Below are 21405 nucleotides of genomic sequence, written 5' to 3' on the forward strand. Positions count from 1 at the left end.
GCCCCCGGATACGGGGAAGTCTACGAAGCGGCCGACCGTCAGCAACGATACCGGCACACCGGACGGCCCCCTCGGGACGGGGGCGTGGCCGGAAGGTAGCGTCTGCGTGGAGCCGGACCGGGAACGCGACCCGCGCGTCACGCGTTCACCAGTCGTGCCGACCGGTTCGCACGTTCCACCAGTTCGCCCGTTCCTTATCGCCAAGGGGAAGACGCTCAGTTGATGCCGGACCGCAGCCTGCGACTGCTCACGCTCCCCCAGCAGTCGGCGCAGCCAGGGGGACGCAGCACCGTGTTGCTGCGGGAGCGCCCCTCCTCGCCGCCCGACACCCCGCCGGACGGGACCGCCAGCGGCGAGCGGGACGGCGCCACCGACAGGGACAACCCGTTCGCACCGCCCCCTGAGGGCACGCCGGACCGCCCCTGGCAGCCCCGGCACCCGTCGGGCGACGGCGGCGACGCCCAGGGGGACGGCGGACGTTCGCCCTGGGGCCGCCAGTGGAGCGACCGGCAGCCCGGCCGCTCCTCCGGCGGCTTCGGCGAGCGACCCGGCGCTTCCGGTTCCGGCCCCGAGGGTCCGGGCGGCGGCACGGGCCCGCGCTGGGACCCGACGGACCCCACCCAGCGGCGTGCCCGCTATGCCCTGCTGAGCGGCATGTGGGCCCTCTTCTTCGCGCTCTTCACATGGCCGTACGTGGCCCTGCTGCTCGGCGCCCTGGCCCTGTACTGGGGCATCAGCGCGCTGCGCGCCAAGCCCCGCGCCGCCGCCGACCCGGACACCCCGGCCCCGCCCGCCGCGCAGACCGGCCGCCCGCAGCGAACCGCCGCGATCAGCGGCCTGGTCACGTCCTCCCTGGCCCTCGTCCTGGTCGCCGCGTCCTTCAGCGCCCAACTGGTCTACAGCGACTACTACACCTGCCGGAACGACGCCCTGACCAACGAGGCGAAGCAGTCCTGCGAGACCCACCTCCCGGAGCAGCTCCGGGACCTGCTGGGCACGGACGACTGACACCTGGCCGTCTCTCGACACCGGCCACGGCACGTGCAGCCCGCCCGGCTGCCGGGGACGGGACCGTCCGGGCCGAAGCGGGGATCCGGGGGCGGCAGCCCCCGGGGCGGTGCGAGGGGGCGGTGCGAGGGGCGGTGCGAGGGGTCATCACCGCCCTCCCGTCACCACCATCGCCCCCGCCACCCCCGCCCGCTGCCGGTGCCGCCCCGCCGCCACCGCCTCACCGAGGGCAACGGCATCCGCTTCCACCGACGTCCAAGGCCGTCAGCCGCCTCTCCGCCCTGCGTCACCGACTCCGGCTGAGGCGCCGGCGTCTCAGCGGCGACGCTCCACTTCTGGACGGGCCACACCCGCGCCGCCACCGCCACGGGCACCGCCACCACCCCGACCCACGCCAGCGTCGCGCCCCCGGCCTGCCACCACACCGGCCCGAACCGGGCCAGGGAGGCACCACCGAGCGGCCCGCCCGCCAGTGCGGCCAGCAGGGCGACGAGGACCGCGCACAGAACGGCGGCCAGTAGGGCGGCGACAACGGTCCGCCACCACGACCACGTCCCGGCGGCCTCGCCTCCTGCCGGCACCGTCTCCGGCCCCGCGCCCGCCGTACCCACCGCGCCCGCCGTACCCACCGCGCCAGCCGTACCCACCGCACCCACCGCACCCGCCGTCGCCGCCCGCGCCGTGCACCACCCCACCACGGCCCCCGCCGCCAGCGGCACCACCCCGGCCATCCAGTGCAGCGGTGTGCCCGGACCCGCGTCCGGCACCGCCGCCAGCAGCGGAAACGGCGGCAGCAACGGTGCGGGAGCGGAGGAGAGGGGGTCCACGACGTGACCGGTGCCGAGCAGGAAACCGGGCCCGAGGGCGTAGGCCGCCGCCCACACCGCCGCGTTCGGCACCAGCGTCAGACAGAGCAGCAGCAGGGTGAAATGGCCCGCCCACCCCTCGGTCAGCTGCAGGAACGCGTCCCGGGCTGCTACTGCGTGCCACACCAGCGACATCGCGAGCAGCAGCGCCCCGCCGCCGACGAGGACCGCCACCCCGGCGCCCGCGGCGCGCGTCGCGGCGCCCAGGCGCGCGTCCGGCTCCACCACCAGTTCCCGAAGGTTCCGGGGCAGCACGCGCAGTGCGCGCCCCACCGGTCCGCCCGGACGGCCGAACGCCGTCCACATACCCGCGCCGGCCGCGCCCATCGTCACCAGCGGCAGCCACACCACCGCCCCCCAGGAGGGCCGCAGCGCGCCGCCCGCCGCGTACAGGCCGACCGGCGCGGCGACAGCGAGGTAACCGAGAACGACCCCGGCCCAGGCGTTGCGCGCGGAGACGGGCGGCGGTCCGGTGTCCGGGAGGGCCCCGCCCCCGCCCACGAGCGCACCGAATCCCCCCTTCGCTCCCGCGCCCGCGCCCACCGCCAGACCAACGTCGTCCCCGGGGTCCGTGGCGTCCCGGGCCGCCCGATGCAGCAGCCACACCGGCAGCAGGAGCAGCAGCAGCGGAGTGACGCCCACGGGCGCGGACCCGCCGGAGAGCGTGTCGGCACGGACCAGTTCGGCTCCGTGGGCCAGCACCCACAGTGCCGCGGCGACGTGCAGGGCTCCGCCGGGCCCGCTGTCGGGGTACGGCGAACTGACCCACAGCACCATCACGAGCACGGCGCACGCCGCCAGCCCCAGTCCCGCCGCGACCACGCCGCCCAGGAAGCCGGCGGCCAGCCCGGGAGACCGGTCGCGCCAGCGGGCGCGCAGCAGAGACAGCGGGGCTCGGTGAGCGGTCGTCTGGATCACGCCCGTCATGGTCCCAACGACACGCGCTTTCCCGACGTAACACGCGAAGGCCCGTTGTGTCGCTCAATATATGTTTATGTACTTTTTCGTACGAAGGGGTGTCCTGTGACACGGAGCCCTGCGCCCCCGCTCCCTCCTCCCAAGGCACGCCGACGCCTGCGTGAGACCGCCGCCCTGACGCAGGCTCAGGTCGCGGAGCGGGTGGGTGTCACCCGTGAGACGGTCCGTGCGTGGGAGAGCGGCCGCACGACTCCGCGCGGCCGGAAACGGGAGGCGTACGCGAAGCTGCTGAACGCCCTGGCCGCGGAGGCGGCGGCGCGGCAGACCGAACCGGCACCCACCTCCGAACCGGAACCGGTGCCCGTCGTCGTGGCCGTCCGTGGGGGATCGGCGAACGCCTCCGCCTCCGAGAAGGCCACCGACAGCCTCGTACTCCCCGCGAAGCCACTGGTGGCGCGGGCACACGGATCGGAAACGGAACAAGAGCAGGAGCAGGAGCAAGGGCAAGGGCAAGAGCGGGGACCGAAGCCGGAGCCGAAGCCGGAAACTGGGCCTGGGCCTGGGTCCGAAGAGCAGCCAGAACCGGAATCGCAGCCCGTGCCGGCGCCCGGTCCGATCGCGTTGACCCCCGCTCAGGCCTTCGACGCGCTGTACGAGTTCGGCGCCCCCTCGCTCGTACGGCAGACCTTTCTGCTGACCGGCCGCCGCGAGCTGGCGCGCCAGTCGGTGGAGCGTGCCTTCCAGGTCGCCTGGGAGCGCTGGCCCGAAGTGGCCCGCGACCGAGACCCGGTGGGCTGGGTGCGGGCGACGGCGTACGAGTACGCGCTCTCGCCCTGGCACCGGTTCCGGCTGCGCCACCGGCACCCGGAGCCGCCGCCCGCCGACCCCTCCGACCGCACCCTGCTGAACAGCCTTCTCAGACTCCCCCCGCCGCACCGCCGCACGCTCATGCTGTACGACGGTGTGGGTCTGGGCCTGCCGGAGACGGCCGCGGAGACGGAGGCGAGTACCCCGGCGGCGGCGAACCGGCTGCTGCGCGCCCGCGAGGCCCTCGCCGACCGGCTGCCGGAGCTGGCCGACCCGCAGGTGCTGCACCGGCGGCTGGCCGAGCTGGCGGCGACCGAGCGGCTGCGGGCGGCCAGACCGCCGACGGTGCGGATGGGCAGCGAACGCCGGGCGCGGTTCCGGACCCGGGCCGCGATCGCCTTCACGGTCGCCCTGATCGGGAGCACCGCGCTGACCCTGCGCACCGCGCCCACGCAGTACGAGCCGCCCGTGTCCCCGGGCGTAACCGTGCGCGGGGTGCCTCCGCGGGTGGCGCCGGGGGCGTTGTCGGACGAACAGGTGGAGCTGCGGCAGAAGCTGCGGGACCAGTGGCAGGACGGGCCGGAGCGGCTGACGCCCCGGCTCGAATGACGGCGCCGCCCCCGACTCGGACGGCTACGCCACCCTGGGCCGGACGACTACGCCGTCCGGGCCCGGACGGCTGTGCCGCCTGGGTGGTCCGGCTGCACCGCCTGGGCGGGACGGCTGTGCCGACCGGGCCCGGATGACGCGCCGTACGCCGAGTGGCCCGCCCCGTGAGAGGGGCGGGCCACTCGGCGCGGGAGGACGGCGGTCGGCCGTCCGGACTGTGCTCAGCCGGCGAGGATGGCCCGGGCGAGCTTCGCCGTCTCGGTCGGCGTCTTGCCGACCTTGACGCCGGCGGCCTCCAGGGCCTCCTTCTTCGCCTGGGCGGTGCCGGACGAACCGGAGACGATGGCACCGGCGTGGCCCATGGTCTTGCCCTCGGGCGCGGTGAAGCCCGCGACGTAGCCGACGACCGGCTTGGTCACGTTCTTCGAGATGAACTCCGCCGCACGCTCCTCGGCGTCGCCGCCGATCTCGCCGATCATGACGATCAGGTCGGTCTCGGGGTCGGCCTCGAACGCGGCGAGCGCGTCGATGTGCGTGGTGCCGATGATCGGGTCGCCACCGATGCCGACGGCGGTCGAGAAGCCGATGTCACGCAGCTCGTACATCATCTGGTACGTCAGCGTGCCGGACTTCGAGACCAGGCCGATGCGGCCCGGCTTGGTGATGTCGCCCGGAATGATGCCGACGTTGGACTGGCCCGGCGTGATGATGCCGGGGCAGTTCGGGCCGATGATCCGGGTCTTGTTGCCCTTCTTGCCGGCGTACGACCAGAAGGCGGCCGAGTCGTGCACGGCGATGCCCTCGGTGATCACGACGGCCAGCGGGATCTCGGCGTCGATGGCCTCGACGACCGCGTCCTTCGTGAACTTCTCCGGCACGAAGATGACGGAGACGTTGGCGCCGGTCTTCTCGATGGCCTCCTTGACGGTGCCGAAGACCGGTACCTCGTTGCCGTCGAAGTCCACGGACTGACCCGCCTTGCGCGGGTTGACGCCGCCCACGACGTTGGTGCCGTCGCCGAGCATGAGCTTGGTGTGCTTCATGCCGGTGGCGCCGGTCATGCCCTGGACGATGACCTTGCTGTCCTTGTTGAGCCAGATAGCCATGGTGTGTTGGTGTCCTCGTCCTGAGTGCTTACTTGGCGGCGTGGGCCAGCTCGGCGGCCTTGTCGGCCGCGCCGTCCATGGTGTCGACGCGCTGGACCAGCGGGTGGTTGGCGTCGGTGAGGATCTTGCGGCCCAGCTCGGCGTTGTTGCCGTCGAGGCGGACGACGAGCGGCTTCTCGACCTTCTCGCCGCGGTCCTCGAGGAGCTTCAGCGCCTGGACGATGCCGTTGGCGACCTCGTCGCAGGCGGTGATGCCGCCGAACACGTTGACGAACACGGAGCGGACGTCCGGGTCGCCGAGGATGATCTCCAGGCCGTTCGCCATGACCTGGGCGGAGGCACCGCCACCGATGTCCAGGAAGTTGGCGGGCTTGACGTTGCCGTGCTTCTCACCGGCGTACGCGACGACGTCGAGGGTGCTCATGACGAGACCCGCGCCGTTGCCGATGATGCCGACCTCGCCGTCGAGCTTGACGTAGTTGAGGTTCTTCTCCTTGGCGGCGGCCTCGAGCGGGTTGGCCGCGGCCTTGTCGTGGAGGGCCTCGAAGTCCGGGTGACGGAACTCGGCGTTGTCGTCCAGCGACACCTTGCCGTCGAGGGCGATGACGTCGCCGGAGACGACCTTGGCCAGCGGGTTGACCTCGACCAGGAGGGCGTCCTCCTTGATGAAGGTGTCCCACAGCTTGACCAGGATGTCGGCGACCTTGTCGGCGACCTCGGCCGGGAACTTCGCGGCCTCGACGATCTCGCGCGCCTTCTCCGGCGTCACGCCGTCGATCGCGTCGATCGGCGTCTTGGCGACGGCCTCCGGACGGGTGGCCGCCACCTCCTCGATCTCCATGCCGCCCTCGACGGAGGCGATGGAGAGGAAGGTGCGGTTGGCACGGTCGAGGAGGAAGGAGACGTAGTACTCCTCGACGATCTCCGGGGCGGTTTCGGCGATCATCACCTTGTGGACCGTGTGGCCCTTGATGTCCATGCCGAGGATGTCCGTCGCCCGGGCGACGGCCTCGTCCGCGGAGGCGGCCAGCTTCACGCCACCGGCCTTGCCACGACCACCGACCTTCACCTGCGCCTTGACGACGGACTTGCCGCCCAGACGCTCGGTGATCTCGCGCGCCGCCTCAGGCGTGTCGATGACTTCACCGGCCAGCACCGGTACATCGTGCTTGGCGAAGAGGTCCCTCGCCTGGTACTCGAACAGGTCCACGCGCTTCCGTCCCTATCAGTGATCTCGCGGTTCGTTGGATGCGTGGGCGTGCCGCGAGGGCAACGTGACGTCCGCTGTGTCACAAGGGGAGCGCACACGGTGACCGAGCGCGCGGCATGTCCGTCTCGCAGGTTATCGCCGGTTGCGGGGGGTCTCTAAATCGTAGGTCACACCTGAGCGGTGATGCCTGTCACATGATGCCGTGCTCACTGGCACGGGGTGCCGGGTGTGAGGGGGTCTGCAGGGGGGCGGGCGAGCGCCGCTCAGGCGGGCTCGGTGGGCCTTGCGGGGCTCGGGCGCGGGGCTGGGGCGCGGGGCTGGCGCGCGGTGCTGGGGCGCGGGGCTCGGGCGCTCGGTGGCTCGGTGGCTCGGTGGCCTCGGAGGCTCGGAGGCCTCGACCGGCTTTCGCCGGGCCGTGGGAGAGGCCTCACCGGGCTGGGGTTGGCCCGGTGAGGCCCGTCGGGCTCCCCGGAGGCGCACAGGTGCGGTCCTGGGGAGCGGGCCTGCTGATACCCACCCCAATGGGAACCAGCAGGCCCCGACCGCGGGGGTTTCGGCCACACGGAGGCCGACGGCTTTCGGCCGTCCGGGACCTGCCGCCCCGCGGAGTCCATGCCCGCCGCAGTGGTCCGCCACCGTGCCGGTGTCACGCCGGGCCGACCTCGGGGCGACGCCGGCGTCACGGACCACCGGTCACGGGGGCTCGGGGACATTTCCGGATGCCGGGCCGGTGATACGGCCGCGGCGGCGTCCGCCCGGAGGAGTGAGAGGTGTCCGGACGGCGGGCAGACCTCTCCGCCCGCACGGAGGGGCTGTGGCGGAGGAGGCCTCTGCGCTAGGCAGGAGAGACGGGAATGTCCCGGTGCCGGTCCTGGGTCCCGGCCGCGTCGGCACCCACCAGGGCGCCGGGCACGAGTCGGAACGGGAGGCGGTGGTGCGGGGTGACCGCGTGTGCGTCACCCTTGCGCGGCATTCCCTGATCTGCGCCGGACACGCTGCCCAGCGTGCCGTCGGGGGCGCCGGCGGGCGCCTGGTGGGCGGGGGCGTGCTCGGTGGGTGCGAGCACGGCGCGACGGCTGTCGACGCGCGCCGCGGCGGGCGCCCCGTCGGCGACTTGCCCCGGCCCGTACGCGACCTGTCCCACGCCTCCGGCTCCGGCTCCGTCGGGGGCCCGGACGTCTGAGGTGTCGGAGGTGTCGGAGGTGTCGGAAGTGCCGGAGGAGTCGGCAGTGGCGGCGTCGGATGTGCCGGATGCGTCGGGCACCGTTCTCGAGGGCTCGGGGTGCGAGTCCGGACCGACCGGCGTCAACCAACCGGGAAGTCCGGTCCTGCCGGACGGATCCGGCAGGACCGACGGCTGAGCAGACGACGGCAGGGAGGGTGCCGACGGAAGCGCCGGCAACGCCTCCAGCGGCGGCGCCTCCGCCTGCGCGACCGCGCCGAGCCCCTCGGTCACCGCCTTCACCACGTCACCGACCGGCCGCACGAGGCGGCCCTCCACGGACCGGACGACGTTCTCGGCCACAGGACGAGGGTCCGGAAGCGCCACGTCGGAGCCGGGAATGCCCCAGGGACTCCGCCCCCGCCGAGAGCCCTGGTCCGGACCGGAGCCCTTCGCGCTCCCGGAGTCCTGAGCGGTGGAGTCCTGAGCGGTGGAGTCCTGGGCGGTACCGGCGCTCCGGACCGTGCCGGGCCCCTGGCCCGCACCGGAGTCCCGCGCACTACCCGAGTCCTGGGCGGTACCGCCGCTCCGGACCGTGCCGGGCCCCTGCACGGTCGCTGATCCCCGTGCTTCCCGCGGGCGCTCCCCGGCAACGTCGACGACCTGGCCGACCACCCCGCGTACCGACGGCGTTCCTCCGGCCGCCCACGCCCGCTCTCCGCAGAGCACCCCGAGCACCAGGAGTCCGCCCACCAGCAGCGCCACCTGCAGCGCACGCCGCCCGGCCGCCCTGCGCATCATGCGCAGAGCGGCACCAGGCAGGGCTGCGGACCAGATCAAGAGGGAGATTCCTCCCGTGCGGCGGAACGGGTCGCGTACCGATCAACCCATCGACACATCGCGCGATTTTCGCACGGGAGTCCGGAGATTGCGCAAGCCCGGCTTCAGCGATGGTCGGTCATATCCGTTGTGCAGGTGGCAGTCGGGCCCCCGGATCGACACGGCGTCATCCGGCATCCGGTATCGGCAAGGGCCGCTTCTCGATCGCTGCGGCCATCACCTCAGGGAAGAGATCGGGCGTGCAGGCGAACGCCGGTGCGTCCAGCGCGGCGAGCGCTGCCGCATGCTCCCGGTCGTACGCGGGCGCCCCGTCGTCGGACAGCGCCAGCAGCGTCACGAACTGCACCCCCGACGCCTTCATCGCCGCGACCCTCTTGAGCATCTCGTCCCGTATGCCTCCCTCGTACAGGTCGCTGATCAGCACGACCACCGTCTCCGCGGGCCGGGTGATCCGCGACTGGCAGTACGCCAGCGCACGGTTGATGTCCGTGCCTCCGCCGAGTTGGGTGCCGAAGAGCACGTCGACCGGGTCGTCGAGCTGGTCGGTGAGGTCGACGACCGCCGTGTCGAAGACGACGAGCCGGGTGTCGATCGACCGCATGGACGCCAGCACCGCGCCGAACACGGACGCGTACACGACGGACGCCGCCATCGAACCGGACTGGTCGACGCAGAGGACGATCTCCTTCTTCACGGACCGGGACGCCCGGCCGTAACCGACGAGCCGCTCCGGCACGATCGTCCGGTACTCGGGCAGGTAGTGCTTGAGATTGGCCGCGATCGTGCGGTTCCAGTCGATGTCGTGGTGGCGGGGCCGGCTGATGCGGGCGCTGCGGTCCAGGGCGCCGGTGAGGGTGGCCCGGGTGCGGGTGGCGAGTCGCTTCTCCAGGTCCTCGACGACCTTGCGCACGACGGCCCGCGCCGTCTCCTTCGTCGTCTCCGGCATCGCCTTGTTGAGGGAGAGCAGGGTGCCGACGAGATGGACGTCGGCCTCCACGGCCTCGAGCATCTCCGGCTCCAGCAGGAGCGTGGCGAGACCGAGCCGGTCGATCGCGTCCCGCTGCATGACCTGCACGACGGAGGACGGGAAGTAGGTCCGGATGTCCCCCAGCCAGCGCGCCACGGCCGGCGCGGAGGCCCCGAGCCCCGCCGAACGGTCGCGCCCCGCCCGCGGTGTGTCCCCCTTCCCGTAGAGCGCGGTGAGCGCCCCGTCCATTGCGGCGTCCTGTCCGGAGAGCGTGCGACCGGTGCCGTCGGCCGGATCACCGCCGAGGACGAGCCGCCACCGCCGCAGCCGTTCCTGCGCTGGGTCGGCAACCAGCCGGTCGGTCGTCATGCGTCCACTCCCACAAGGTCGTTGTCGTCGGATCCCGGCCGCCGGCCACCGGAGCCCGGCCCGACGGTTCCCGTGCACGCGTCCATCCCATCGGCCCCGCCAATCACCTGCGCCCCGCCGGCCTTCTGCGCCCCCTCAGTCACATCCGCCCCGTCGGCTGCTTTCGCCCCGTCAGCCACCGGCGCCCTGCCGATCGGATCCGCCCCGCCTGCCACCTCGGCCGAGTCCATCGCGTCGGCCACACCCACCGCGTCGGCCACTTCCACCGCGTCCACGCCCAGCAGCAGCCGGATCACCGGCAGCACGGCGTCGGCACGTCCGGTGTCGAGCCCGGCCGCGAAGCCGGGTATGCCGGAGCCGGCCGTCGTCACGCTCCCCCGCCACTGCGGTCCGCGCCGGACCAGCTCACCGAGGCTGCGCCGCACTCCCGGCTCGTAGGCCGAGAAGGTGCGCCGCAGCAGCGGCAGCACGTCCGTGAACGCCTCCGCCGGCACTCCGGTCAGCCAGGCGTCGATCAGGCCGAGCAGTCGCTCGTCGTGCAGGAGGAGCATGCCACCGCCCGAGCCGCCGCCGACGAAGCCCTCGATCCAGGCCGCCGCGTCCGCCGGTGGCGTCCCCCGGGACAGCACCAGGCCCATGAGCCGTGCCGCCTCTCCCGGTGCCAGCTCGCCGTCGTCCAGCAGAAGCCGTACGGCACGTCCCCGGACGACGCCGGGTACGGTCTCCCGCACGGAGAGCGCCCGCAGCACGGCCCGCCAGCGGGACCGCAGGTCGCCGTGGCCCGGCGCGGGTGCGTCACCGAGCAGGCCCACCGCGCCGTGCACGGCATCCACGTGTCGGCGCATCTCCTCGGCCGCGTCCGCGTCCAGCGCGGCGCAGGCCGCGGGCAGACCGACGAAGATCCGTTCGGCGAGACCCGCAGCGACCTCGGCAAGGGCGCTGGTGTCGGTGCCGCGTACATCGCCGTAGCGCAGGGAGCGGACGAGGGCCGGCAAGGCCTGGGCGAGGTGGCCGACATCCGCGTCGAGCGCCGCGCGGTCGGCGAGTATCCGCATCACCGGGGGCAGCGCGTCCGGCAGTTCGGCCAGCAGGCAGCGTTCGGCGAGCGCGGTGACCTCGGCGAGGCCCTGCGCGGTGGCGGCGTCGGCCTCGGCCCTGGCCGTCGCGGCGGCGAGCACGGTCGTGCCCCACACCCCGGCCTCGGCGACCCGCACCGACAGCTCCGGCTCCCACCGCAGCCGCCACGTCTCGCGGAACGTGCCCGTGCTGCCCCGTGAGGCGGCCGGCTCGCCCCAGCCGACGCCGAGCAGCCGCAGCCGGTGCAGCAGTCTGCTGCGCCCCGCGTCGGTCTCCTTGCGCAGGTCGAGTTCCAGCTCCCGCTCCAGTGCCTCCGGCTTGAGCCGCAGCCGCCGCTGGATCCGGTCGAGGTCGCGCTGCAACGGCACCGCCGGTGCCCCCGCGGGCACCGCCCCCAGCACGTCCCCCACCACCAGCCGGTCGTGCACGAGCGCCAGCGGCACGTCCGAGCCCTCACACATCACCGCCCGTACGGCGTCCGTCGTCTCGCCCAGCCCCGGGAGTGGACGCCCGCGCATCACCGCGAGGGTCCCGGCCAACCGCACCGCCTCGATGACGTGCGCCGCGGAGACGGCCTGGCCCTCCTCCCTCAGCAGCCCGGCCACCTTGGTCAGCCACCGCTCGACGGGCCGGTCCGGCGCGCCGAACAGATGCCCGTACCAGCCCGGCGACTCGATGCCCGCCCCGTACCCTCCGGCCCGGGACAGCCTGCGGTGGGTCCAGGGCACCCAGGTCATGTCCACCTTGGTCCTCGGCAGCCCCTTCAGCAGCGCCCGGTCGGCGGCGACGGCGACCTTGCGCCGCAACGCGGGCACGTGCCACGCACCGCACACCACGGCGACGCCCTCGGCGAACTCGCGCCGCGCCGCACGCACCTGGAGCCGCATGTAGGCCTCCCGCACCAGGTCCCGGTGGTGCCCGCCGTACTCCTCCGTCTCCCGCAGCGCACCCATGGCCTCCTCCAGGGCCGTGAACGGCGCGAGCACGTCCCCGCCTGCGACGCCGCGGTGCTCGACGACGTCCTCCCACCAGCGCTCGGGATCGTCGTGGCCGGCGGCCCGGGCGAGGGCGGCGAGCGGATCGCCCCGGACGGAGCCGGGGACGGCGGCACCGGGCTCGATCCCCTTGCCGGGTCCGGGCTCCCCCGGTCCCGTCCCCTCCACCGCACCGTCCGCTTCCTGCCATGCCAGCGTGTGTGTGGCAGGGAGATCGATGAAGCGGGCCGGGACGTCGTGTTCCAGGGCCCAGCGGACGGCCACCCACTCCGGAGAGAACTCGGCCAGCGGCCAGAAGGCCGAGCGTCCGGGCTCGTCCACGGCGTGGGCCAGGAGCGCGACCGGCGGCCTCATGTCCTCGTCGGCGGCCAACGGGATCAGGGCGTCGGCCTCCGGCGGCCCTTCGATGAGCACGACGCCCGGCCGGGACGCTTCCAGCGCGGCCCGGACCGCCCGTGCCGACCCCGGACCGTGGTGTCGTACGCCCAGCAGTAGCGGTCCGCCCCCGGAACCCACGGAACCCACGGTTCCGCCCAGCCTGCCGGTCGCACCGCTCCCGGCCCCGTCAGTGTCCGCCACGCCGTCCCCCTCGCCTACGGGTCCAGGTCGAGTCCCCGTCGTCCCCCGCCGGGCAGAGCACCGGAGCACCCGGTCCATGACGCATCCGCTTCCGCATCCGCATGTCGCTCACGAGGTCACCTCCCGGCAGGCCCGGTAGAAGTCCTTCCAGCCGTCGCGCTCGCGGACGACCGTCTCCAGATACTCCTGCCAGACGACGCGGTCGGCGGCCGGGTCACGGACGACGGCGCCGAGAATGCCCGCGGCGACGTCACCGGGCCGCAGAACCCCGTCACCGAAGTGGGCGGCCAGTGCCAGCCCGTTGGTGACGACGGAGATGGCCTCCGCCGTCGACAGCGTGCCGCTCGGCGACTTCACCTTCGTACGCCCGTCGCTCGTCAGCCCGTCGCGCAGCTCCCGGAAAACGGTGACGACCCGACGGATCTCGTCAATGCCGTCGGGAGCCGACGGCAGGTCGAGGGAGCGGCCGACCTGGTCGACGCGGCGCGAGACGATTTCGACCTCCGCCTCGGCGGTCTCCGGCAGCGGCAGTACGACCGTGTTGAAGCGGCGACGCAGCGCACTGGACAGGTCGTTGATTCCGCGGTCACGGTCGTTGGCGGTGGCGATCAGATTGAAGCCGCGGACCGCCTGCACCTCCTGGCCCAGCTCCGGTATCGGAAGGGTCTTCTCCGACAGGATCGTGATGAGTGTGTCCTGCACGTCGGCCGGAATGCGGGTCAGTTCCTCCACGCGGGCGGTCATGCCCTCCGCCATGGCCCGCATGACCGGGCTGGGCACGAGGGCGTCCCGGCTGGGGCCGTGGGCGAGGAGCTGAGCGTAGTTCCAGCCGTAGCGGATCGACTCCTCGGGTGTGCCTGCCGTGCCCTGCACCAGCAGGGTCGAGTCGCCGCTGACGGCCGCCGCGAGGTGTTCGGACACCCAGGTCTTGGCGGTGCCGGGAACACCCAGCAGGAGCAGGGCCCGGTCGGTGGCGAGCGTGGTGACGGCGACCTCGACGAGGCGGCGCGGGCCCACGTATTTCGGGGTGATCACCGTGCCGTCGGGCAGGGTGCCGCCGAGCAGGTAGGTGGCGACGGCCCAGGGCGAGAGCTTCCAGCGAGTCGGGCGCGGACGGTCGTCGTGCGCCGCCAGTGCGGCGAGTTCGGCCGAGAACGCGTCCTCGGCGTGCGGGCGCAAGGCCTCCGCTGCGGTCGCGGAACCGATGCGACTCGGTTCGACGGACGCCGGCTCCCCGGACGCCGGCTCCACCGACTTCGTTCGCTGCGACTTCGGTTCTGCGGACTTCGGTTCTGCGGACTTCGGTTCTACGGACACAGGCATGGCTGATTCCCCCTCCAGCTCGGCCGGTTCGATCTGTCATCCACGGTGCACCACACCACTGACAATCACTCTGACCTGCAAGAACACTTCCGCTTGGGCCGATTGTCAGTGGCGGGACCTACCTTCGATGGCATGACTCAGCAGGGGGAGCGCTGGACCACGGACCAGGTGCTGGCACTGGCGCCCGACGCCTCGTCACGCACAGCGGGGAGCAGGCTCGGAAGGGCCGGTCCGTGGTCCGGAGTGGGGAGTTCCGACGACGAGGGGACGGTGTGGGGGCTGTGCAAGGGCAGCGGCAGCAGGCCGTATCAGACGGCCGTCGACATCGCGGGCGCGTCCGGGCCCGCGTACAAGTGCGGTTGCCCGAGCCCCAAGGTCCCGTGCAAGCACGTGATCGGGCTGTTGCTGCTCTGGACCGTCGGTGAAGGAGCCGTGCCGGGGGGCCGGGCGCCGGACTGGGTGACGCAGTGGGTCGCCGGACGCCGCGAGCGCGCCGAGAGGAAGAGGACGGCGGGCGCTTCCGGGTCCGCGGCCGGGCCCGGTGCGTCGGAGGCGGCGCGGCGCCGGGCGGAGCAGCGGACCGAGCGGATCACCGGGGGTGCGACGGAGCTGGAGCAGCGGCTGACGGACCTGCTGCGCGGTGGTCTGGCCGGCGCGGACCAGGCGGGGTACGGACTGTGGGAGGAGACGGCGGCCCGCATGGTCGACGCCCAGGCGTCGGGGCTGGCCTCGCGTGTGCGGGAGCTGGGGGCCGTACCGTCTTCGGGTCCCGGCTGGCCGGTCAGGCTGCTGGAGGAGTGCGCTCTCCTACACCTGCTCGACCAGGGCTGGCTGCGCCGCGAGCAGCTGCCGGACGGCCTCGCGGCGACGGTCCGTTCACGCGTCGGCCTGATCACGTCCGCGGCCGGTCCCCCGGTGCGGGACCACTGGCTGGTCCTCGCCCAGTACGACACGGCAGACGCACGACTGACGACCCGTCGCACATGGTTGTACGGCGCGGAGACGGACCGCGCCGTACTGCTCCTCTCCTACGGGGCCGCGGGCCGGGCCCCGGAGCCGGCGCTGCCGGTGGGACTGACCCTGGAGGCGGAGGTGTCGGCGTATCCGGGCGCCGGTCAGCAGCGCGCCGCTCTTGGGCGCCGGTTCGCGCCGCCCGCACCGGCGGAGATACGTCCGAGAGGAGTGACGACCACCCAGGCTGCCGCCCGTTACGGCGAGGCCCTCCGCGACGATCCGTGGCTGGAGTCGGTGCCGGTGACCTTGGACCGGGTCGTCCCGGTACCGGACGGCGACTCCTGGCAGCTGGCGGACGCCGACGGAGACACGGCGCTGCCGCTCCTCCCTGCGGCCGACAACCGGTCGGGACTGTGGCTCCTGGTCGCCCTCTCGGGCGGAGCGCCCCTCAAGGTCTTCGGTGAGTGCGGCCACCGCGGCTTCACTCCCCTGACGGCCTGGCCGATCGGGCCTGGTCCGGCGGTGCCTCTGCGCTGACCCGCCCACGCGACGGGCCGGAAATGAGCCCGTACGGAAGTCCCCGCACAGACCAACCCGTACGGACGAATCTCACAAACAGAACTGCGCGAACAGAACTGCACGAACAGACCTGCACGAACAGACCTGCACGGACATACCCGCACGGATGGAACCGGACCGGTACCTGAAAGGAGTGCCCATGACCAGGACGTCCGCCCCCGCGGACGCGCCCGTCCCGGGCGTCTGGGAGGAACTCGTCACCGCAGCGCTGCTCGGCACGGACCGGCGCACTCCCCCGGGCTGCCGGCCCGGCCCCGGCGCACCGGCGGCGCTGTTGGACGCGGCGGCGGCGGAGACCGTCCGCCGGCGCGCCGGCCTGCTCCCCGCCCGCGCCGCCCGGCGTGCGGAGCCGGCCCCCCAGGACCCCCGCCCCCCGTTGCCGGCCGCGGCCGTCCGCCGGCTCACGATGCTGCTCGCCGACCGTCCCGGCACGGCGGGTGGCGGCCGCAGAGGCGCCGCGCCCGACCTGATGGAGCTGCTGCCCCAGTTGCTGGCGATGGCGAACGCCCGCGGTTATGCGGCACCGCCCCAGGCGCTGCCGGCCCTGCTGGACGCGGCACGAGGGCGTACCGACCTGCGTCCGGCGGCGCTGGCGTTCGCGGGGCCCCGCGCCCTGTGGCTGGCCCGGCTGAACCCGGACTGGCGGTTCGCCCTGCGCGCGGCGCCCGGCGGAAGCACCGCGCTGCCGGGCCCCGGCGCCACGGAGCGGGTGCGCCGGCTCTGGGAGGAGGGCCTGTTCGCCGAGCGGGTCGCCCTGCTGGCGTCCCTGCGTGCCCGCGACCCCGCAGGCGCCCGCGAACTGCTCGCCTCGACCTGGGCCACGGAGCGGGCCGAGGACCGGCTGATGTTCCTCGACTCACTGCGGACGGGCCTGGAGCCGGCGGACGAACCGTTCCTGGAACAGTCGCTGGCCGACCGCAGCCGCAACGTCCGGGCAACGGCGGCGGAGCTGCTGTCGGCGCTGCCGGATTCGGCGCTCGCCGCGCGGATGGCTGCGCGGGCCGTGACGTGCGTGTCCCTCGACCGCACCCCGGACCCACCGGCGATCACCGTCGAGGCGCCCCACGAGTGCGACGCGGGTATGGAACGGGACGGCGTCGTGGCCAGTCCGCCCTCGGGCCGGGGGGAGCGTTCGTGGTGGTTCGGTCAGTTGGTGGAGGCGGCCCCGCTCGGGATGTGGCCGGAGCGTCTCGGCGGACGTACCCCCGAGGAGATCGTCGCCCTGCCGGTGGCGGACGACTGGCAGGGCGACCTGCACGCCGCGTGGTGCCGGGCTGCGGTGCGGCAGCGGAACGGCGCATGGGCGAGGGCGCTGCTGGGAACACCCACGGCGCCCGAGGCCGGGGGGCCGGGCGCGGTGTCCCTGGCCGAGCGGGCCGAACTGCTCGGCACCCTGGGCTCCGGCGAACGGGCCGAGTGGGTCGCCGGGTTCATCGCGACGCACGGCCTGTCCGAGGCGTTCCAGTTGCTCGGCATGTGCGGAGTGCCGTGGGCACCGCCGCTCGGACGGGCGGTGGTCGACGCGCTCAACATCGCTCGTGATGCCGGGAGCTACCCGTGGAGCTTCAGCGGCGTCATGGGTCTGGCCGAGCGCTGCCTCGACCCCGCGGAGGCGGGGCGACTCGACGGCCTGCTGGCGATACCGGACGAAACGGAGGACGCTTCGCCGGGAGCGGGGGGGTACTGGGCGGAGGCGTTTCAACGGCTCGTCACGACTCTGCGGTTGCGCGCGGCGATGGCCGAGGAACTCGGCGCGGGGGACAGCGGGACGCGGCGCTGACGCCGGCGGCACGCGCCGCGCGCCCGCACCCGGCAAGCGCGTCCCACGCCACTCCTCCACGCCCGCTCCGCCTGCGACCACGACTACTCGCCCGCGACCACAGCCGCCCGCCCGCGACCGCGACCGACCACCCGTCGCCTGCCCGTGTGGCGGCCCCGGAGACCCCGCGTGGCCCCGGACGCCGCGCATGCCCCGCATGCCCCGCATGCCCCGCATGCCCCGCATGCCCCGCATGCCCCAAGCGGCCAGAGTGACCGCCCCGAGTGACCCGAGCAGCCAGAGAGATCAGCGTGGTCCGAGTGACCCGCGTGGCCCATCGGCTCCCCATCGGCTCCGGTGCCGGCCTTCGTGCGCGGCCGCCCGTGCACGCAGACGGGGCGGTTACGCCTCCGCGGGTTCCCGCACGTTCGCCCGCACCCAGTCCACGATCGACGCCGTGGTCGCGCCGGGCGTGAAGATCTCCGCGACGCCCTTCTCCTTCAGGGGGGCGATGTCCGCCTCGGGGATGATTCCGCCGCCGAAGACAAGGATGTCCGCCGCGTCCCGCTCCTTGAGGAGTTCGATCACGGCGGCGAAGAGCGTGTTGTGCGCACCGGAGAGGATGGACAGTCCGATCGCGTCGGCGTCCTCCTGGATCGCGGTGTCCACGATCTGCTCGGGTGTCTGGTGGAGTCCGGTGTAGATGACCTCCATCCCGGCGTCGCGCAGCGCCCGCGCGATCACCTTGGCCCCACGATCGTGGCCGTCGAGCCCCGGCTTGGCCACCACCACGCGGATCGGACCGGCTGCCACACCCATCACTGCCTCCATGAAGCGACTACATCCATCCGTACCGACAAGTACCGCACACTTCGCCGACGCCGTACACAGGGAACGGCATACATAAGACGCACATCGTGCACAAAAGACGCACATCGCGCACATAGCACACAAGCACACGAAGCAGCACACTCTGGCGACGCAGACACCCCGCACCACATCGTCCGGGAAGTGAACGAACGTTATCGCCAGCATCCCGCAACCGGCAGTTTCGCGGTGGATACAGAGGGGGAAATCACACAGTGGGACACGTCCGCCGCACACCGTTCCAGGGCGCGGCGGCAATACGCGTACGGAGAGCCGCAGCGAAGGGCAGTACAGGGCAGCAGCGGGCCTCGTCGCCGTTTCAACGACACCACTGGGCTCACAGAGCGCTGCCACTGCGCAGCGGCGCGCTCCGACGGGCGAACCTCACAGACATCACCAATCACTGGTGTCACGGCTCTCCACGAGGGCACACGGGGGACAGAGGCGTCACCGCGCGTGCCGACAGGAGGTCGGCCCATGAAGGTCACCACGACAGCACTGCCCCTTCTCCCGTTCTGCCAGCGTCTCCTGCCCGGCCTGCCCGGCCTGCCCAGCCTGTCCCACCTGCCCGGGCTTCCAGGACTGCCCGGGCTCACGGGTCTCCCAGGCCGGCTGACCGGACTCTCCCTGACCCTCGTCAAGGCAAGCGCCCTGGAGGTCGCGATCCTCGCCGGGCACTTACTCCTGTACCCCTCGGGGATCATCCAGGAGCGCCGCCCGGTCTCCGCCCTCCCGCCACAGGCCGGCCAGGACCGGCAACCGTCCCCTCCCACCCCCCGGCTCCCGGCCCGCGGCAGCCCCCCGGTCGTCCTGCTGCACGGCTTCATCGACAACCGCTCGGTCTTCCTGTTCCTGCGCCGCAGCCTGGCCCAGCACGGCAGGCACCAGATCGAGTCGCTGAACTACTCCCCTCTGACCTGCGACATCCGCACCGCGGCCGAGCTGCTCGGCCGGCACATAGAGGAAATCTGCGAACGGACGGGCAGTGAGCGGGTCGACATCGTCGGGCACAGCCTCGGTGGACTGATAGCGCGGTACTACGTGCAGCGCCTCGCCGGAGACCTCCACGTCCGGACACTCGTGACGCTCGGCACCCCGCACTCCGGCACCCGGGTGATCCCCCTGGCGAACGCGCACCCGATCGTGCGCCAGATGCGCCCCGGATCGGCGGTACTCGAGGAGCTGGCCCTGCCGTCACCCGGCTGCCGTACACGGTTCGTCAGCTTCTGGAGCGATCTGGACCGCGTGATGGATCCGCTGGAGAGCGCCTGCCTCGACCACCCCGACCTGACGGTGCGGAACGTGCGGGTGAGCGGCATCGGCCACCTCGCCCTCCCCGTACACCCCGCCGTGGCCACCGGGATACGGCAGGCACTCGACACGATCGAGTCGGAGGCGGCCGCGGAAACCGGCAAGCACGCCGGCGGACTGACGGTCGCCTGAGACCCGGGAAACCCCTCAAGACCCCCAGAAGATCCCCACAAGGCGCCGAGAAGACTCCGGTCAGGCTCCAAAAAACGGCCGACACAACCCGTTCGCTATCGAACAAACATCGAACACAAAGCCAAACTCGTGCCCGCCGTCCCCCAAAACACGGCCGATTGCCCGTTTCCTTCGCGCGTGAAACCTGACGAAGATTGTCGTGCCCGTATACCGCCGGGTACAGTCGCCGCACTGCTCTGGCAGCCCCTGTTGTCGAGGCGAAAGAGAAGTTGGTGAACGACCGTCACCCGTCGGGGACCCTGACCACCCCGGCCTCGGCTTCCGACGCCGATCCGACGCAGTACGCGTCGTACGGCACAGGGGAGGCCCAGTACGGCGACCTCACCACGTACGGCGGATACGCCACCACCGGTTTTTCCACCGGCGGCGCCACCACGGCGGCCTTCGACGCGGACCCCCTCTTCGCCTGCCTCCCGGGCCAGGACACCGGAACCCACGACGCCACGGGCACGTACGACACCACGGGGTCCTACGACGCCACGGGCACGTACGACGCGACCCAGTGGTCCACCGGCAGCGGACAGACCCTGAACTACGACGCGTACGCGGCCCAGCACCACGCCGCCTACGACACCGGCGCCTACGACACGACCACGTGGACGGCCGACTACCAGCAGCCCGACTCCGTGCCGCCGCAGGCCACGGGCGTCGAGGCCACCGGGCAGTGGGACACCGGCGCCTGGGCCCAGCCGGAGCAGCCCGGCGAGCCGGCGGATCAGACCCAGCAGTGGCAATGGGGCACGCAGACCTTCGACACCAACACCTTCGCCACCGGTACGTACGAAACCGGCACCTTCGCGACCGGCGCGTTCGCCACCGGCACGGTCGACACCGGCGCCTACGACGCCACGCAGTGGAACTCGGACGGCACCACGGCGGAGAGCCCGCAGACGGCACAGAACACCGCGCCGGAAAGCCCGGCGGACGCCCCGCCGACCGCCGAGGACCCCGCCCCGCGCGACGACGACCTTGCCGCCACCGGCGAACTCCCCACCGTGACCCCTCTCCTGGAGGGCCAGGAAGAGGTCAGCCCGGCCGCCCGGATTCCGGCCGCACGCACCGCCTCCCGCGGTGGGTCGCGTTCCCGCCGCCGCCAGCCCGCCAAGCGTTCGGCGCTGCTGACCATCGCCGTGCCGTCGGCCTGCGTGATGAGCGTCGCCGGTATCGCCGCGGCCTCGGTCGGCGGCCTGACCGGCGACGACGGCAAGGAGACCAGGGCGTCCGCGGCGGACGCGGGCGCGGCGGACGACACGGAGGCGGCGCCGGTGAAGCCGTCCGCGGCCAACAGCAAGCTGGACACCCAGCTCACGAGCCTCGCCGCCGGAGCCGACGACTTCGCCGACCGGGCCAGCCGGACCCAGGAACGCATCGACCTCAAGGCCCAGCAGGCCGCCGAGAAGAAGCGCGCGGCGCAGGAGGCGGCCCGCAAGGAGCGGCTGCGACCCAAGTTCGCGCTCCCGGTCGCCCAGCACGGTCTCAGCGCGTACTACGGCCAGGCCGGCATCAACTGGATGTCCGTGCACAGCGGGATCGACTTCCCGGTGTCGTACGGCACGACGGTGATGGCCTCGACCGACGGCACGGTCCGCACGCAGTACAACAGCGCGTACGGAAACATGATGATCGTGACCGCGAAGGACGGTACGGAGACGTGGTACTGCCACCTCTCCAGTTACCAGGTGCCCTCCGGTACGACGGTGAAGGCCGGCGACGCGATCGCGTTCTCCGGCAACTCGGGCAACTCGACCGGCCCGCACCTGCACTTCGAGGTGCGTCCCTCGGGCGGCTCGGCGATCGACCCGCTCTCGTGGCTGCGCAGCCACGGCCTCAACCCGTCCTGACGCCGTAACGTCTCAGCAGGCCGGCCCCGGACCGGCGTCGCGGGCGCTCGTGGTGCCGCGCCCGCA

At 73.0% G+C, this 21405-nt stretch carries 14 protein-coding genes; 6 read left to right on the top strand and 8 right to left on the bottom strand.

Features of this window, described 5'->3' with window-relative positions:
* Positions 1-222 precede the first annotated feature (222 nt).
* The gene (locus ACP4IX_RS12995; RefSeq protein ID WP_426523180.1) at positions 223-1008 is read left to right on the top strand and encodes a hypothetical protein; all 786 of its coding nucleotides are present in this window, start codon (positions 223-225) and stop codon (positions 1006-1008) included.
* 161 nt (positions 1009-1169) lie between these two features.
* Here the strand turns inward: ACP4IX_RS12995 and ACP4IX_RS13000 are convergent, their stop codons facing one another.
* The gene (locus ACP4IX_RS13000) at positions 1170-2801 is read right to left on the bottom strand and encodes a DUF6350 family protein (RefSeq protein ID WP_426555559.1); all 1632 of its coding nucleotides are present in this window, start codon (positions 2799-2801) and stop codon (positions 1170-1172) included.
* A 96-nt stretch (positions 2802-2897) separates the two neighbouring features.
* On the opposite strand from ACP4IX_RS13000, the gene ACP4IX_RS13005 reads away from it, so the two are divergent.
* The gene (locus ACP4IX_RS13005; protein ID WP_426555560.1) at positions 2898-4208 is read left to right on the top strand and encodes a helix-turn-helix domain-containing protein; all 1311 of its coding nucleotides are present in this window, start codon (positions 2898-2900) and stop codon (positions 4206-4208) included.
* 221 nt (positions 4209-4429) lie between these two features.
* On the opposite strand, the gene sucD is transcribed toward ACP4IX_RS13005, so the two are convergent.
* The 6 genes from sucD to ACP4IX_RS13035 form a co-directional block, all read right to left on the bottom strand.
* On the bottom strand, positions 4430-5314 hold the full coding sequence (gene sucD / locus ACP4IX_RS13010) for a succinate--CoA ligase subunit alpha (protein ID WP_426523177.1): 885 nt from the start codon (positions 5312-5314) through the stop codon (positions 4430-4432).
* A 28-nt stretch (positions 5315-5342) separates the two neighbouring features.
* Positions 5343-6524 (bottom strand): ADP-forming succinate--CoA ligase subunit beta, encoded by a 1182-nt coding sequence (gene sucC / locus ACP4IX_RS13015; RefSeq protein ID WP_053135877.1) that lies wholly within the window; start codon positions 6522-6524, stop codon positions 5343-5345.
* An 835-nt stretch (positions 6525-7359) separates the two neighbouring features.
* Positions 7360-8526 (bottom strand): hypothetical protein, encoded by a 1167-nt coding sequence (locus tag ACP4IX_RS13020; RefSeq protein ID WP_426555561.1) that lies wholly within the window; start codon positions 8524-8526, stop codon positions 7360-7362.
* A gap of 166 nt (positions 8527-8692) precedes the next feature.
* Positions 8693-9862 carry a VWA domain-containing protein gene (locus ACP4IX_RS13025; RefSeq protein WP_426555562.1) on the bottom strand — a complete coding sequence of 390 codons (1170 nt, stop codon included), beginning with the start codon at positions 9860-9862 and terminating at the stop codon, positions 8693-8695.
* The gene (locus tag ACP4IX_RS13030; protein WP_426555563.1) at positions 9859-12513 is read right to left on the bottom strand and encodes a DUF5682 family protein; all 2655 of its coding nucleotides are present in this window, start codon (positions 12511-12513) and stop codon (positions 9859-9861) included. The genes ACP4IX_RS13025 and ACP4IX_RS13030 overlap by 4 nt, the downstream gene beginning before the upstream one ends.
* A 108-nt stretch (positions 12514-12621) precedes the next feature.
* Positions 12622-13719 carry an ATP-binding protein gene (locus tag ACP4IX_RS13035; RefSeq protein WP_426555590.1) on the bottom strand — a complete coding sequence of 366 codons (1098 nt, stop codon included), beginning with the start codon at positions 13717-13719 and terminating at the stop codon, positions 12622-12624.
* 249 nt (positions 13720-13968) lie between these two features.
* Here ACP4IX_RS13035 and ACP4IX_RS13040 point away from each other — a divergent pair, with 249 nt between their 5' ends.
* Both ACP4IX_RS13040 and ACP4IX_RS13045 read left to right on the top strand, forming a co-directional pair.
* On the top strand, positions 13969-15327 hold the full coding sequence (locus tag ACP4IX_RS13040) for an SWIM zinc finger family protein (RefSeq protein ID WP_426555564.1): 1359 nt from the start codon (positions 13969-13971) through the stop codon (positions 15325-15327).
* Between the two features lie 181 nt (positions 15328-15508).
* Positions 15509-17149, top strand: coding sequence for a DUF5691 domain-containing protein (locus ACP4IX_RS13045; RefSeq protein WP_426555565.1), 1641 nt, complete (start codon positions 15509-15511; stop codon positions 17147-17149).
* A 381-nt stretch (positions 17150-17530) separates the two neighbouring features.
* Here ACP4IX_RS13045 and ACP4IX_RS13050 read toward each other — a convergent pair whose 3' ends face one another.
* On the bottom strand, positions 17531-17947 hold the full coding sequence (locus ACP4IX_RS13050) for a cobalamin B12-binding domain-containing protein (RefSeq protein ID WP_426555566.1): 417 nt from the start codon (positions 17945-17947) through the stop codon (positions 17531-17533).
* A gap of 525 nt (positions 17948-18472) precedes the next feature.
* Between ACP4IX_RS13050 and ACP4IX_RS13055 the strand changes: the two genes are divergently transcribed.
* Positions 18473-19438 (top strand): esterase/lipase family protein, encoded by a 966-nt coding sequence (locus ACP4IX_RS13055; RefSeq protein WP_426555567.1) that lies wholly within the window; start codon positions 18473-18475, stop codon positions 19436-19438.
* A 272-nt stretch (positions 19439-19710) separates the two neighbouring features.
* On the top strand, positions 19711-21339 hold the full coding sequence (locus ACP4IX_RS13060) for a peptidoglycan DD-metalloendopeptidase family protein (RefSeq protein WP_426523169.1): 1629 nt from the start codon (positions 19711-19713) through the stop codon (positions 21337-21339).
* Positions 21340-21405: the final 66 nt, after the last annotated feature.

This window comes from Streptomyces sp. WG5 (assembly GCF_049974565.1).
Taxonomy (GTDB): domain Bacteria; phylum Actinomycetota; class Actinomycetes; order Streptomycetales; family Streptomycetaceae; genus Streptomyces.

Excerpts from the sequence above, each read along its gene's own strand:
- ACP4IX_RS12995 (WP_426523180.1), top strand. The coding sequence starts at position 223 with ATGCCGGACCGCAGCCTGCGACTGCTCACGCTCCCCCAGCAGTCGGCG.
- ACP4IX_RS13000 (WP_426555559.1), bottom strand. The coding sequence starts at position 2,801 with ATGACGGGCGTGATCCAGACGACCGCTCACCGAGCCCCGCTGTCTCTG.
- sucD (WP_426523177.1), bottom strand. The coding sequence starts at position 5,314 with ATGGCTATCTGGCTCAACAAGGACAGCAAGGTCATCGTCCAGGGCATG.
- ACP4IX_RS13025 (WP_426555562.1), bottom strand. The coding sequence starts at position 9,862 with ATGACGACCGACCGGCTGGTTGCCGACCCAGCGCAGGAACGGCTGCGG.
- ACP4IX_RS13040 (WP_426555564.1), top strand. The coding sequence starts at position 13,969 with ATGACTCAGCAGGGGGAGCGCTGGACCACGGACCAGGTGCTGGCACTG.
- ACP4IX_RS13045 (WP_426555565.1), top strand. The coding sequence starts at position 15,509 with ATGACCAGGACGTCCGCCCCCGCGGACGCGCCCGTCCCGGGCGTCTGG.
- ACP4IX_RS13050 (WP_426555566.1), bottom strand. The coding sequence starts at position 17,947 with ATGGGTGTGGCAGCCGGTCCGATCCGCGTGGTGGTGGCCAAGCCGGGG.
- ACP4IX_RS13055 (WP_426555567.1), top strand. The coding sequence starts at position 18,473 with ATGAAGGTCACCACGACAGCACTGCCCCTTCTCCCGTTCTGCCAGCGT.